Source organism: Pseudomonas sp. HS6-2, assembly GCF_049325675.2.
Lineage (GTDB): Bacteria > Pseudomonadota > Gammaproteobacteria > Pseudomonadales > Pseudomonadaceae > Aquipseudomonas > Aquipseudomonas putida_N.
The window spans coordinates 3441940-3455378 of sequence record NZ_CM143906.1; the positions used below are offsets into that span (position 1 = coordinate 3441940).

Sequence of the window (13439 nt, forward strand, 5' to 3'; positions counted from 1 at the left end):
CCCGAATAAGGAAGATAAGCACCTCATGCTTGGAATCACACGTATCCATCGCTCTGTGCGCCCATTGTCTGCCAGCCAAGCTGCAGCCAGTGGGCGTGAATCCAAAGTCGCCCGCCTTGCCTCGAAGTTCCTCTCCCTCCTCTGCACGCCCCGCGCCGTACCACCCTACCTCTGGGTCAAACCCGAGCGCCCACCGGTAGATCGCATGCCCCCTACCTGACTGCCCATGCCGCAGTCGACACGCATTGACTCGCCATTCAGCCGCTGCAGGCGAAGTGTTACACGCCAAAAAAAGGGGCAATACCTACATGATCTTGTTTCAGGGCAACAAAATTCTCAGCGCCATTTTCGATATGGATGGCACGATGTTCGACACCGAGCGCCTGCGTTTCAGGACGTTGAAACAGGCATCGCTGGAAATCTTCGGCAAAGCCTTGAGCGAGCAGACGCTGATCGGCTCGCTGGGCCTGAGTGCGAAAAAGGCCGAAGCGCTGGCCAAGGCCCACAACGGCGAAGATTTCCCCTATGCGCAGATTCGTCAGCGCGCCGACGAGCTGGAGCTGGAGTACGTGCGCAATCACGGCGTGCCGATCAAGCCAGGCTTGCTGGAAGTACTGGAGCGCCTGCGCAAGTCGGGCCTGACCCTGGCGGTGGCTACCTCCAGCCGCCGTGCGATTGCCGAGGAATACCTGATCAATGCCAACGTGCTGAAGTACTTCGACATCACCGTTTGTGGCGATGAAGTCAGCCAGGGCAAGCCGCACCCGGAAATCTTCCTGCGCGCTGCCCGCGCACTCAATTGCGCGCCCGCTCAGTGCTTCATGCTCGAAGATTCGGAAAACGGCCTGCTTTCGGCCATGCGCGCCGAAGGCCAGGCCATCCTGATCGAAGACATCAAGCCGCCTGCGCCCGCAGTCAAGGCGGGTGCGCTCAAGGCCTACCGCAGCATGCACGGGTTCCTCGCCGACTTGAACGAGTGCGTGCCCGACCTGGGCATGCCGGAGCTCGCCGAACCCTTCCCGGCCTCGCTCAACCAGTTCCGTGTCGGCATCCATGGTTTCGGCGCCATCGGCGGTGGCTACCTGACCCAGGTGTTCGCCCACTGGGACGGCTACACCCGGCCGTGCGAAATCATCGCCGCCAGCCGCTCGCGCATGCTCAGGGAAACCGTCGCCGCGTTCGGCCGCTACAGCGTGCGCTACGGAGCCAGCGCGTTCGACCAGACCATCGAAAATGTGCGCATGATCGACATGGACGATGAGCAGGCGGTGATCGACATGTACAACGCCGCCGAAATCATCGGCCTGAGCCTGCCTGAACAGGCGATTCAGCAGCAGGCCAAGGTCATTGCCAAGGGCTTGCTGCAACGCTTCGAGTGCCGCGGTCGCGAGCTGACCCTGCTGATCGTGCTCAACAAGATCGGCGGCGGCGCGTTTGTCCGCCGGCAGGTACAGGCTCAGTTGGCGTTGCTGTGTGCACCCGAAATCTGCAAGCAGGTACTGGAAAAGACCCACTTCGCCGAAACCGTGGTTAGCCGCATCGTTTCCAAGATCAGCAACGATGCGCTGGTTCGGCAATTGCGCATCAAGTCGCAGATGTTCCAGAACAGCCTTGATAACGAACCGGCGCCAGCAAAACCGACAGCCGAGTACCAACGGCTGATCAGCCACTTCAGGCCTTTCGCCCAGTCCAGTAATGCCCTGAGCCAGTTGCATCTGGTGCTGTTCAACAGCGAGCCCGACATGCCGCTGTATGTCGAGCGCGGCGGCGACTTGCTGGAGCGGCTGCGCCAGGTGAAAACCGTCACCGACATTACCCAGATCCAGATCATCAAGAACCGCTTGTGGAATGGCCCGCACGCCATCATCGCCTGGTACGCCAGCCTGCTGGGCTACACCTGGGTCGGCCAGGGCATGGGCGACGCCCGCGTGAGCGCGCTGGCCGAGCGTTTGATTCACCAGGAAGTGGCGCCGGCGCTGGTGGCCGAGTATCCGCAAATGGCCGAGGTGGTCGAGCGGTTTGCCAATGCGTTTCTTGAACGCTGCAAGTCTTCGTTCAAGGACCCCTGCGCCCGTGTGGGCCGCGATCCGATGCGCAAGCTGCAGCGCAACGAGCGCATCCTCAGCAGCATCGACCTGGCCCGCAAGCACGGCATGGACACACCGGCCTTGGCGTTGGGGGCGGCACTGGCCATTCACTATGCATTGCGCTGCAACCCCCGCAAAGACCGCGAGGCGCAGCTGATGAAGCAGCTCTACAGTGCCAGCGGCGAACAGGTCGAGGCGGTACTGACCCATGACGGTGATTACCACGGCAAGCCCTATCCGGGGCTTGACCCGCTCGAGGATGCGCCGATTATCGACAGCATAGCCGCCCACTTCCGCCGCCTGCAGCAACGCGACAGCGCCGAGTGGAGCATCGCGCCTGCAGCCAACAGCGGCGCGGCCAGGCACGCGCCTGGCCCTGACGCTGTGCTCAGCTAGGGCTGCAGCGCCGGCACCGGATTGCCCTGCCCGAGCCGTTCGTCATAGCGCAACAGGCGCCCGGCGTTGGTCAGCACCAACAGCGTGCTGAGGTTGTGCAGCAGCGCGGCGATCATGGCCCCCGCCGCGCCCAGCAGGCCGAATGCGGCGGCAACCACAATCGCCAAGGTCCAACCGAGGCCGATCAACACATTCACCTGGAGCGTGCGTCGGCACTCGCGGCTGAGGCGGATGCAGGTGGCCAGGCGCCGCAGGTCGCCGTTGATCAGCACGATATCTGCTGCGGCCAGGGCAATGTCGGCACCGTTGGCGCCCATGGCCACCCCGACCACACCGGCCTTCAGCGCCAGCGAGTCATTGATGCCATCCCCCACCACCAGCGGGCGGAATCCCAACTGCAGTTCCTGGTTGACGTGGTGCATCTTGTCTTCCGGCAGCGCTTCAGCCACCACGCGCGTCATGCCGACCTGCTCGGCAATGGCTTCTGCGACACGGCTGCGGTCACCGGTCAGTAGCAACTGGCGCTGCAGGCCGAGTTCGCGCAGCTGCTGCATGGCCTCGGCAGACTCTGCCCGCACGTTGTCGGCCAGCAGCAGCCAGGCGAGGAACTGCCCGTTCAGCGCCAGGCCGGCAATCGGGCCGTCATGCTCGGGCACGGGCGGCACCTGCATGCCCAGTTGGCGGAACAGCTCCGGGCGCCCGAGGGCCGCTTCACCCTCGGCCGTGTGTGCCACCACGCCAAAGCCCTGGCGCTCGTGAATGTCCAGCAGGGGCAGATGCTGCTCATGGGGCACCAGCGTCGCCAGCGCCCGGCTGACCGGGTGGCTGCTGGCAGCGCCAAGGGTGGCCGCGAGGTTGACGATATCGGCCTGGGGCACTGCCGCGGCAGTGCCGACCACACTGCGCAGGCGCAGGTCACCGTAGGTCAGCGTGCCAGTCTTGTCGATCACCAGTGAAGACAGGTCGGCCAGTTCTTCAAGGAAGGCCGAACCGCGAATCAGGATGCCGTGCCGGGCAGCGACGGCAATGCCGGCCACTGCCGTGGCCGGCGCCGACAGCACCAGCGCGCACGGGCAGGCAGCCACCAGCACGGCAAGCATGGCCTGGGCATCGCGGGTGATGAACCAGGTCACCGCGGCAATCAACAAGACCAGCACCAGGTAGCGCCCGGCGTGGCGTTCCAGCAGGCGGGTAATCGGTGGTTTGGCCTGCTCGGCGCGCTGCATCAGGGCGATGACCTTGCCCAGGGTCGAGTCATCGCCAACCCGGGTTACTTCTACCCGCAACAGACCGTCCAGGTTTATAGAGCCACCATGGATATCCATGCCACTGGCCACTTCCAGCGGCACCGCTTCGCCGGTGATCGGCGCGGTATCCAGGCTGGCCTGGCCTTGCAGGACGCGGCCGTCAGCGGGTACACGATCACCGGCGCGCACCTCGACCTGGTCGCCTGGCTTGAGGCTGGCGTTATCGACCTCGCGCACCTGGCCATCGGCGTCGATCAGCCGCGCATGGCTGCGGGTCAGTTGCCCCAGCGCGGCAATGGCCTCTTGCGAACCCAGCACGCTGCGCTCTTCGAGCATGTGGCCAAAGATCATGATGATCGGCAGCAGCGCCGCCGTGGCCAGGTCGCCGGTCGCCCAGGCCCCCAGCATGGCCAGGGCGATCAGCTGATCGGTGAGGCCATGCAGGCTGGGGTGCAGCAGGCTGTACCAGGCAGAGCGTAACACCGGAACGGCCACCAGCAGCGAGGCGCCGCCCAGCAACAACTGGCTGACCCCTTCCTGGGTCGGTGCCAGCCAGCGCCAGACCAGCCCCAGCGCCAGTAACCCGAGAGCCAGCATCGCCAGGCTAAGCTGGCGTGCGGCCGTGCGCTGCTCGGCCGGGGACAGCAGGCCGGACGTGAGGTGGGTGTGGGCATGGTGATGGTGCCCGTGGCCATGACAGTGATGAGTACTCATCGCGAGCAGCTCCAGAACTGGGAAAAAGGCATCGTAGTCATTGCGCAGGGCCCTGCAGGATCATGTGCCCGGCGTCATCTTTGTTGACGGTGGTGACCGACCCGGCACGCGCCAGGATCGCCGGCACCCGCTCGCGGTAGAGGCGCAGCAGCAACTGCGGATCTTGCTGCTGGGTCAGGCCGACGATCGTCGCGGTGGCGGCCTGGGCGCGGGACAAGCGCTCGCTGGCTTCGGCCTGGGCCACCTGCACGGTGCGGTAGGCGGCCTGGGTGGCCTGCTGCAATTGGCGCGCAGCATCATTACGGGCTTTGGCGACCGCCTGCTCGGCTTGCTGACTGGCAGTGAGCACCGCGTTGAACGCGCTGACCGCCGACCACGGCAGCGAAGACTGGATGTCGACCCGCACCACCTCGATGCCCAGGCTGGCGCCAGCCGACTGCAACCGGGCCAGGCTGCCATTGATGCCTTGCTGCAGGTCACCGCGCAGCCGCTCGCGTTGATCGGCCAGACGGGCATCGCCACCGACCAGCTCCGGGCGTGCGACCAGGATGGCATCCATGTCGCGCGAGGCGCAGATCTGCACGGCGTTACGTTCCACCAGGCGGTCCAGCGCGGGTTGCACATGTTGCCCCTGGCGCGCGTAGGCGTAGGGGTCGCTCACCGTGTAGAACACTCGCACGTCCAACTGCACGGCCCCGGCATCGCCGGTCAGCAGATAGCCGGAACCTGCGGTGGCATCGCTGGCCAGGGTGCCGTCCTTGTCGGATTTCTGCGCAAGCGCCGAGCGCAGCAGCAACTCCACCTGGCGTTCGGTCACCCGCGCTGCCGAGGGCAACATCACCACTTGCTCGAAGGGCTCAGGCCAAGCCAGCAACAAGCCGGCATTCTGGATGCGCTCCTCGGCCCCCAGGCGCAAGACCACCGCACGGTTTTCCGGGCCTATCTGACGCACATTGCCAAACAGCCAGCCCAGCGCCGCCAACAATGCCACCACGTACAGCGCTATAAAGCCGATGCGCCCCGATTGCAGCCAGGGGCCGGCGGGCAGCCTGGCCGACAACGGCTCACGGCTGGCCATGGTCAGCCCCCGCTGGCAGCACAGGCCCCTCTACCAGGGCACGGAACGGCGCAGCGTCGGTGCGCAACACCAGCTTGGTGCCGGGGTTGATGACCGAGCCGAGGGTGTCGAGCGAGCGCAGCAAGGTGTACAGCTGCGGCGCACCGGCATAGGCCTTGCCGTAGATGTCCGCCGCCTGCACCTGCGATTGCGCCTGGATCTGCGCGGCTTTCACACCGGCATCGGCCTGCAGGATACGGGCATCACGCTCGGCCGCCGACTGGATCTCCGCCGCCTTGCGCTTGCCTTCGGCCGTGCGCTCGGTGGCGATGGTCTCGCGTTCGGCGCGCATGCGGTCAACGGTGGCTTCGAGGGTGACCTTGGGCAAGGTCAGGCGCTCGATGCCCACTTGCACCACCCGCACCCCATAGCTGTTGATCAGTTGCTGCTCAATCTGCTCACGCAGGCGTTGCTCGAAGCCGTCGATGCGTACCCGGCTGGCATCAACGTTGACCAGGTCGGCCAGCTCGAAACCGCTGGCCGTGGTTTCCAGGGCAGAGCCCACCAGGGTGCGGATCTGCCGCGCCGCCTCGTCGGGCTGGTTCTGCACCGCGCGCATGAACAGCTGGATGCTCTGCGGATCGGCCGCCACCTGCCAGGCGACATAGGCCTGGACGATGATGCGCAGGCCATCCCGCGTGCCGACATCCTGCAGCCCGCTTGAGGTGGTGCGCAAGCGCAGGTCGACCGGTACCGCGGCCTCGAACGGCACGGGCCAGCGCCAGTTGAGCCCGGGCTCGATCAGTACCCGTGACGGGTTGCCAAAGCGCGTGATGACGGTAGCTTCGCCGACACGAACCTGCACGAGGCAGGCCGTCGCGACCATGATCAGGACCAGCAGCAGCGCCACCCCGACACGCAGCCAGGCGGGACGGGCACGACCGTGATTATCGGCATGATCGTGATTGTGGTCGTGGTCGTGGTCGTGGTCGTGGTCGTGGTCATGACCATGTGCAGTATGGGAACTCACGGGTTACGCTCCTGGGTACGGCCGGATGCGGGTTTTGATTGCGATGGGTCGATAGGCGCTGCAAAGCTGCGCAGGTCCAGAGTCGGCGCCTGGTTCGCCGCCAGCCGGTGATCGATGATCAGGCTGCTCGCCTGCGCCATGCCTTGGGACAGGCGCTCCAGGTACTGTTCGAGGATGAACGCCTGGCCTGCGTGCAGCCAGGCGGTGTGCTCGGCATCGAAGCGCAACGCGGCGGTGTCGGCCTTGGTCTGGGTTTCATGGGCGTCGGCGGTGGCCTTGTCGGTCAAAGACGTGGCGCTCTGGCGGGCTTCGTCAAGCTTCTGCGCGGCCTGCCCACGGTCACGGGCAACCAGCGCCTGGGCGGTGATCTGCGCAGCCTGCACGGCATGGTAGGCATTGGCTGCGCCGGCGGGCGGGTGGATCGCCTCCACCGAGGTCGCCAACAGCTCCACTCCGGTATCCATGCGGTCGAGGTCCGCCTGCACTGCACGTCCGATGTCACGGCCGAGCTCGGCACGTTCAGCGCCCAGCAGACCATCCAGCGAGCGGCCGGCGAAGTCATGGACCAGCACGCGATTGGCAACGCTGCGCAGCAGCTGCTCGACGTTGGCCGTGTGATAGGCCGCGGCCAAGGCGGCCGCGTCGCTCAGGCCGATGCGGTAGATGAAGCGCACATCCATGTTGACGATCTGGAACCCCTGACGCCCGCCATCGGCACCGGCAATCACTTGCGAGTTCTCGCTCAGGTGAGTGGCGTCCCACAGCCGGTTGGCGGTGGTCGGTGGGGCACCGTCGGCAGCTGCCAGCGGTTCGCTGATACCCTCGGCCGTGGTCGTTGCCAATTCATGGATGATGCTGTTGTCCACTGTCAGTACTTTGCCAAAGGGCCAGGGCAAACCGACATGCAGGCCTGGCGGGTACACCGACACGGGGTTGCCAAAGCGTTCGTAGACACCACGGTTGTTGGTCGGCACCTCGACAATGCCCGTCAGCAGCCAACCGACCAGCGCCACCAGCGCCGCCACCGGCAGGAACGCCCGCCGCATGAAGGCGAACGCCCATACCTGGCGCAGGTCGATGCCCAGGCGTTCATGCAGTTCGTCCTGCAGCACGGCCAATGGCCGCGGTGGCCATTGCAGGAAGTCGCCCGCCAGGCTGCGCGCCACCAACGCCGGCTCTTCATGTGGGCGCGAGGGGCGGAACATCGCCAATACTGCCCGGGCCAGCAGTTCGAGCGCTGCCAGGCCAGGTAACAGGCCGATCAGCACTGCCAGGCGGGCCGGCCACAGCCGCTCGCCATCAATACTGACCAGGCAGGCAATGGTCAGCACTTGCACGGCAATGACCAGCCGCAAGGTGGCGGCAAGCGCCGCGGCCTCGGGCCAGGTCGCCTCGCTTTCAGCCATCAGGTGGCGCTCGAGCACGACCAGGCAAAACGCAAAAACGGCCAACAGGCCGATGGCAATCCACGTCACCTGCCCTGCCACCGACGCTGTCGGCAGGTCGAAGCGCCAAGCACCTTTGACCAGCAGCAGTGCCAGGCACGCCAGGCCAATGAGCCAGGGCGTTTCTGCGCCAAGCCTGCGCCATTGCCGCCGGCAGGCATCGGCGACCTGCCGGCACCAGCGATCGAAACGGCTGAGCGACCCAGGCTCGACGGTTTCTTCGCCAGCGCGTGAGAACAGCAGCGGGACGGGCACCTGGCCCATGGCAATCGCACGCCAGCTGGCCACCTGCCAGGCCGACTGCGCGGCGCCCGCTAACAGGAGCAGCACGGCGCCGTTGACGGCGAGCAGGACCAGCCAGTAGGAGTCAGGGCTGAATATCCCGATCAGCCCTTGCAGCAGCGCCAGCAGCACAGCAACTGCCAGCGCCAGGTACATCAGCTGCTTCAGCTTGCGCGTATGGACCAGCGCATGCTGAAAACGGGGGTAACCATCGAGGTCGGCGGCCTCAGTGTCTAGATCGACTGTCATTAAGACTCCATGAAATACCAGGCTTCGCAAGTCATGAGCCGAACGAGCTGACGGCCACCGGCGACGAGCGGCGTAACGTTATAACGACAAACGTAAAAAATTTGTCGCAAAACGTAAAATTGGCATCTGGGCCTCAAGGTGTAGGTCGGAAGGCGCTGAAAACGGTGTGCCGATCACCTGCTGGCCTCCCCCAAGGAACCTGCTCAGACGCTACGCGTCACGCCACCATCGACCTTGATGTTTTGCCCAGTGATGTAACCAGCACCGTCGCTGGCCAGGAAGGCGATGGTGGCGGCGATCTCCTCGCTCGTGCCATAGCGCTTGAGCGGTACGCTGTCGCGGCGTTGCTCGGTGGCCGGCAGGCTGTCGATCCAGCCCGGGAGCACATTGTTCATGCGCACGTTGTCACCGGCGAACTGGTCGGCGAAGATCTTGGTAAAGGCCGCCAGGCCCGAGCGGAATACGGCCGATGTAGGGAACAAGTCAACCGGCTCGAACGCCCAGGCGGTGGAGATATTGATGATCACTCCACCCTTTTGCTTTTGCATGTAAGGCGTCACCAGCCGTGTCGGTCGAATGACATTGAGCAGGTAGGTGTCCATGCCCTTGTGCCAATCTTCGTCGCTGATCTCCAGGATCGGCGCGCGCGGGCCGTGGCCGGCGCTGTTGACCAGCACGTCGATGCGGCCCCATTGCTCGATCACGGCATCCACCAGGCGCTGCAGGTCCTCGACCGACTGGTTGCTACCGGTGACGCCGATGCCGCCCAGTTCGGCGGCAAGCACCTCGCCCTTGCCTGAAGAGGACAGGATGGCGACCTTGAAACCGTCAGCGGCCAGCCGACGTGCCGCAGCAGCGCCCATGCCGCTGCCACCGGCCGTTATGATTGCCACTTTTTCTACAGACATACTGCCTCCTTAGGTAATGGAACTGCGCTGTTGCAGGTTTCATCACACTAGCAGCCGGCAGCTGATCGAGGGAGTCAAGCAAAGCCTGCCTATCCAGTAGATTAACTATCGCCTACCTGGCTATTGAGCCACCCTCTGACAAGGCTAAGTGCTTCTGTCTCCTGCGCCTTGCGCGGCCATACCAAGTAGAACGCCTTGTCCAGCGTCAGTTGCTGTGCAAAGACCTGCTCAAGCCTGCCGGCAGCGATGTCGTTCTTGACGAAGGCATAGCTGGCGAGGGTAATGCCCTGCCCGCCAATGGCGGCGTCGATGGCCAGCGATGTCTGGTTGAAACGCACACTCTTCGCCGTCGGCTTCGGATGATCAGGGAAGAAGGCCGCCGTGAAGTGCGGCCAGAAGTTGTGCCCGTCGTGCAGGGCGACATAACGTTGCAAGGCCGCAAAGCTCTCTGGTTTGCCCATTTCAGCCAACAACGCCGGGCTCGCCACGGCGACGATCCGTTGCTCCATCAGCAGCTCGACGTTCAGCCCGCCCCCGAACGGTGGCTGACCGTAGCGCACGGCGATGTCGACGCCATCGGTATGGAAATGCGAGAGCCGGTCGGTGGCCAGCAGGCGCAGATCGATGTCAGGGTGGGTCTCGGCGAAGTGCCCAAGCCGTGGAATCAGCCACTTCGAGGCAAAGGTAGGCGTCACGCTGACGGTGAGCTGCGACGGCGCCGGGCGCAGCAGCCGGGTCGCCTCGTCGATCATCCCCAGGGCGCTGCGGATGCTCGTCGCATAGCCATGCCCGGCATCGGTCAGGCCAACACCCCGTGGCAGGCGCTCGAACAGGCGCACCTGCAGGCTGGCCTCCAGCCCACGCACCTGCTGGGCGACCGCCGCCTGGGTCACGCCAAGCTCCTCGGCGGCAAGGCGGAAGTTCAACTGACGCGCCACCACTTCGAACACACGCAGCGCATTGAGTGACGGCAACCCGGGGAAACCAGCAGGCATGGGAATGGATTTTCTATCGGCCAAGGTCTCCCGAGGCTACCGCCATCACCTCGGGTTTGGAAGCAGTGCCAGTCGATGATCCATCGCAAAAGCCCCGACTAGGGGTATTCTGCCCCCGTGGCTGGGTTCAGGGTTTGCTGCGCCAATACAGGGTGACCGCCACCACATCCACGGCTAGCACGATCGCCACAACGAGGAACATGAAGTAGTGGTCCTCCACGAGCATTGGCGTATCCCCTGTCTGGTCGCTTTTCAGCATTGCGAGCAATTCCTGTTCCAATGCCGCTCAAAGGGAGAAACGAATGTTTTCATCTGAACGGCTGAAGGGTCTCGACGTGTTCGTCGCCGTCGCTGACCTGGGCAGCTTCACTGCCGCAGCCGAACGGCTGAACCTCACAGGATCTGCAGTGAGCAAGAGTGTGGCGCGCCTCGAGGAACGCCTTGGGGTGCGGCTGTTCAACCGCACCACCCGCACCCTGGCGCTGAGCGAGGCAGGTATCACCTTTTACCGCACCTGTACCTCGGTACTGGCCGATCTGGAGCAGGTAGAGCATGCGCTCAGCGCCGAGGGCGACGAGCCTCACGGCAGGGTGCGGATAGACCTGCCGGCCTCGTACGGCCGGTTGCATGTGCTACCGCTGATCCTGGCTTTCATCCATCAGCATCCGCTGCTGCAACCGCACATCTCGTTTACCGACCGCTTTATCGACCCGCTGCATGAAGGCATCGACATCGTCGTGCGCATCGGCGGCCCGGATGCCTGGCCAGCCAGCCTGGGTCACGAGTTTTTTGGCGCCCAGCGCCTGATCTTCTGTGCCTCACCCGCCTACCTTGAACAGCACGGCACCCCGCAAAGCGAACGTGACCTCGATCAGCATCACTGTGTCGGCTATGGGCACGGCGATGGCCTGGTCAGCCCATGGTTCTTCAAAGGCCGCCAGCCGGGAGAAATGGAGCGGCGTACGCCGCAGGCGCGTATCGCCGTCGGCGATGGCGAGGGCGAAGTGACCGCTGTGCTCGCTGGGCATGGCATCGGCCAGCTACCGACCTGGCTGACCCAGCAGCACATCGACCAGGGCACACTGGTCGAAGTGCTGCCTGAGCTGGCAACGGACGGCCTGCCCATGAACCTGGTCTGGCTGAAAAGCCGTGAGAACCAGCCCAAGGTCCGCGCCCTGCTGGACTACTTGCTGCCACGGCTGACGCCCCACGGCAGCCGGCCCGGCGGCAGCTGACTGCCCTGCCCTAACGCTCAGGCGCGAGGTTGCGAACGGCCAACGCCAGGAGCAGCGCGAGCACCGCAACGGCGGCCGCCACATAGCCGAGGTAGCCGATGCCCAGGTTCGACACGGTCATGCCGCCGACGATGGCGCCGGTGCCAATGCCGGCATTGGCCGCCGAGACATTGCTGGTGCCCGCCAGCGCCTGTGCGTGGGTGACCGAACGCATGACCCGCACCTGGCTGACCGGGTAAAGCGCTGTATTGGCGATACCCCACAGCCCAAGCGCAACACAGAACAGCCAGCCATCTTCAGCCAGCGGAACGGCCGCTGCCATGCCCAGGGCAAGCAGCGCGAGAAAGCCGATGGTGGCTTTGATTGGCGAATGGTCCACGGCCCTGCCGCCAATCCAGTTACCCACCAGGCCAATCGCGCCAAAGCCCATCATCCACCAGCCAACATCGGCCGGAGCCACGCCCGCGACACGCTCGAGGATGTCGGCCAGGTAGGTGTAGGCGATGAACATGGCGCTGAACACCAGCACCGAAAGCAGCACATTGGCCAGGAAGCATGGCTCCTTGAAAATCCGTGCCTGCTTGAGGAAATCAACCTTGGTCGTGCGCGCCACGCTCGGCATGTAGACCCACATGGCCGCAGCCATGATCAACGACAGCCCGGCGAGCAGCCAGAAAGCCCCTCTCCAGCCGATCGCATTGGCCGCCACAGTACCCAGCGGAATGCCCAGCAGCATGGCCGCCGAGATTCCGAGGTAGACCCTTGAAATAGCCTGCCCCGCCCGCTGCGGCCCGGCCAGTTGCCCGGCGGTGTCGCTGGCCGTGCCCCAGAACACCGGCAAGGCCAAGGCAGGCACCACGCGGGCCACGGCGAGCAGCCAGACGTTACTCGAAGCGGCAGCGACGGCGTTGGCGGCGGCGAACAGCAGCAAGATCCCGATGAACAGTTTTTTCCGCTCCAGATGCGACAGCGCCGCCGTCAGGGGCGGACCAAAAACCATCACGGTGAAGGCAAACAGCGTCACCAGTTGCCCGGCAACGGCAATCGAAATGTTCAGGTCCCGAGCCAGCGCGGGAAGCAGCCCGACGATCAGAAATTCGGTGGTGACGATGAGAAAGGCGGAAAAGGCCAGGATCGCGATGCTGACTGCTGCGTTTCTGGAAGTGGAAGCAACCTGTACGGTTGATTCGTGAGCGGACATTAGGAGGCTCCTGTTGATGGCCCCCCAGTCTATTCATTCCGCTAAAGACAATTATTGGCCAATTCTCATATGACAATGGAACTAAATTCACCAATACTTTCAACTTCTTCACGCTCACCGGGTTTTATCGGCCACGGATACCGCAGTCGAGTTCCGGGCCCGCAGGATGAAGCTCCCGAGGTACAATGCTCGACCCACGCTGCACTTCAGAGACAGACAATGAACCGCCAGAAGAAACTCAAACAGCTGCTCAAGGCCCACCAGAAAAAGGCCAATGCCAAGCTGGCGCCCAAGAGCAACAAGCCAAAGTACATTAGCAAGGCCGACCGGCAGAAGCTTGAAGCTGACGCGGCAGTTGTACAGTCTGCTTCAAACACACCGGCGACCCAGGCAATCTCCTGAGCCCCGGCAGGCTCGATCAACGCTGCATCTGCGATATTTCATCAAGAAAAGTCTAATCATTTTCGTGAATTCCTTTTCATGACGGCGGGATTGATCGTCTACGCAGTTGCTGGTCCAGCCACATACCCTCCCCATGCCGCATTGAGCACATGCCTCGTCACGTCCCTCCCCGTCAGTGACGATTAAAAAAT

Annotated in this window: 10 protein-coding genes; 3 read left to right on the forward strand and 7 right to left on the reverse strand. The window is 64.2% G+C overall.

The window, feature by feature from the left end; genetic code table 11:
* Positions 1-308 precede the first annotated feature (308 nt).
* Positions 309-2483, forward strand: a complete 2175-nt coding sequence (gene mtlD, locus ACOKS3_RS15990; protein WP_422763655.1) for a bifunctional mannitol-1-phosphate dehydrogenase/phosphatase — start codon at positions 309-311, stop codon at positions 2481-2483.
* Here the strand turns inward: mtlD and ACOKS3_RS15995 are convergent.
* The 6 genes from ACOKS3_RS15995 to ACOKS3_RS16020 form a co-directional block, all read right to left on the reverse strand.
* Entirely contained in the window at positions 2480-4444 is a 1965-nt protein-coding gene (locus ACOKS3_RS15995) for a heavy metal translocating P-type ATPase (RefSeq protein WP_103447564.1), read from the reverse strand. The two genes, mtlD and ACOKS3_RS15995, sit on opposite strands and share 4 nt — an antisense overlap.
* 37 nt (positions 4445-4481) lie before the next feature.
* A complete protein-coding gene (gene hflK / locus ACOKS3_RS16000; protein ID WP_422763654.1) occupies positions 4482-5522 on the reverse strand; it encodes a protease modulator HflK in 1041 nt (346 codons plus the stop codon).
* A complete protein-coding gene (hflC, locus tag ACOKS3_RS16005; RefSeq protein ID WP_422763653.1) occupies positions 5509-6531 on the reverse strand; it encodes a protease modulator HflC in 1023 nt (340 codons plus the stop codon). The genes hflK (ACOKS3_RS16000) and hflC overlap by 14 nt, the downstream gene beginning before the upstream one ends.
* Positions 6528-8507: a protease modulator HflK gene (gene hflK, locus ACOKS3_RS16010; protein ID WP_422763652.1), complete on the reverse strand. Its 1980-nt coding sequence runs from the start codon at positions 8505-8507 to the stop codon at positions 6528-6530. Before hflK (ACOKS3_RS16010) ends, hflC begins: the two co-directional genes overlap by 4 nt.
* Before the next feature lie 203 nt (positions 8508-8710).
* Entirely contained in the window at positions 8711-9415 is a 705-nt protein-coding gene (locus tag ACOKS3_RS16015; RefSeq protein ID WP_103447568.1) for an SDR family oxidoreductase, read from the reverse strand.
* A gap of 101 nt (positions 9416-9516) precedes the next feature.
* On the reverse strand, positions 9517-10410 hold the full coding sequence (locus ACOKS3_RS16020; RefSeq protein ID WP_103447569.1) for a LysR substrate-binding domain-containing protein: 894 nt from the start codon (positions 10408-10410) through the stop codon (positions 9517-9519).
* A 302-nt stretch (positions 10411-10712) separates the two neighbouring features.
* On the opposite strand from ACOKS3_RS16020, the gene ACOKS3_RS16025 reads away from it, so the two are divergent.
* Positions 10713-11645, forward strand: coding sequence for a LysR family transcriptional regulator (locus ACOKS3_RS16025; RefSeq protein WP_103447570.1), 933 nt, complete (start codon positions 10713-10715; stop codon positions 11643-11645).
* Between the two features lie 10 nt (positions 11646-11655).
* Here ACOKS3_RS16025 and ACOKS3_RS16030 read toward each other — a convergent pair whose 3' ends face one another.
* Positions 11656-12846: an MFS transporter gene (locus ACOKS3_RS16030; protein ID WP_422763651.1), complete on the reverse strand. Its 1191-nt coding sequence runs from the start codon at positions 12844-12846 to the stop codon at positions 11656-11658.
* Between the two features lie 219 nt (positions 12847-13065).
* Between ACOKS3_RS16030 and ACOKS3_RS16035 the strand changes: the two genes are divergently transcribed.
* Positions 13066-13248, forward strand: a complete 183-nt coding sequence (locus tag ACOKS3_RS16035) for a DUF2986 domain-containing protein (protein ID WP_103447572.1) — start codon at positions 13066-13068, stop codon at positions 13246-13248.
* The last annotated feature ends 191 nt before the right edge of the window (positions 13249-13439 follow it).

Bases quoted from the DNA above. Each gene is read 5' to 3' on its own strand.
- mtlD (WP_422763655.1), top strand. From the start codon at position 309: ATGATCTTGTTTCAGGGCAACAAAATTCTCAGCGCCATTTTCGATATG.
- ACOKS3_RS15995 (WP_103447564.1), bottom strand. From the start codon at position 4,444: ATGAGTACTCATCACTGTCATGGCCACGGGCACCATCACCATGCCCAC.
- hflK (WP_422763654.1), bottom strand. From the start codon at position 5,522: ATGGCCAGCCGTGAGCCGTTGTCGGCCAGGCTGCCCGCCGGCCCCTGG.
- hflK (WP_422763652.1), bottom strand. From the start codon at position 8,507: ATGACAGTCGATCTAGACACTGAGGCCGCCGACCTCGATGGTTACCCC.
- ACOKS3_RS16015 (WP_103447568.1), bottom strand. From the start codon at position 9,415: ATGTCTGTAGAAAAAGTGGCAATCATAACGGCCGGTGGCAGCGGCATG.
- ACOKS3_RS16020 (WP_103447569.1), bottom strand. From the start codon at position 10,410: ATGCCTGCTGGTTTCCCCGGGTTGCCGTCACTCAATGCGCTGCGTGTG.
- ACOKS3_RS16025 (WP_103447570.1), top strand. From the start codon at position 10,713: ATGTTTTCATCTGAACGGCTGAAGGGTCTCGACGTGTTCGTCGCCGTC.
- ACOKS3_RS16030 (WP_422763651.1), bottom strand. From the start codon at position 12,846: ATGTCCGCTCACGAATCAACCGTACAGGTTGCTTCCACTTCCAGAAAC.
- ACOKS3_RS16035 (WP_103447572.1), top strand. From the start codon at position 13,066: ATGAACCGCCAGAAGAAACTCAAACAGCTGCTCAAGGCCCACCAGAAA.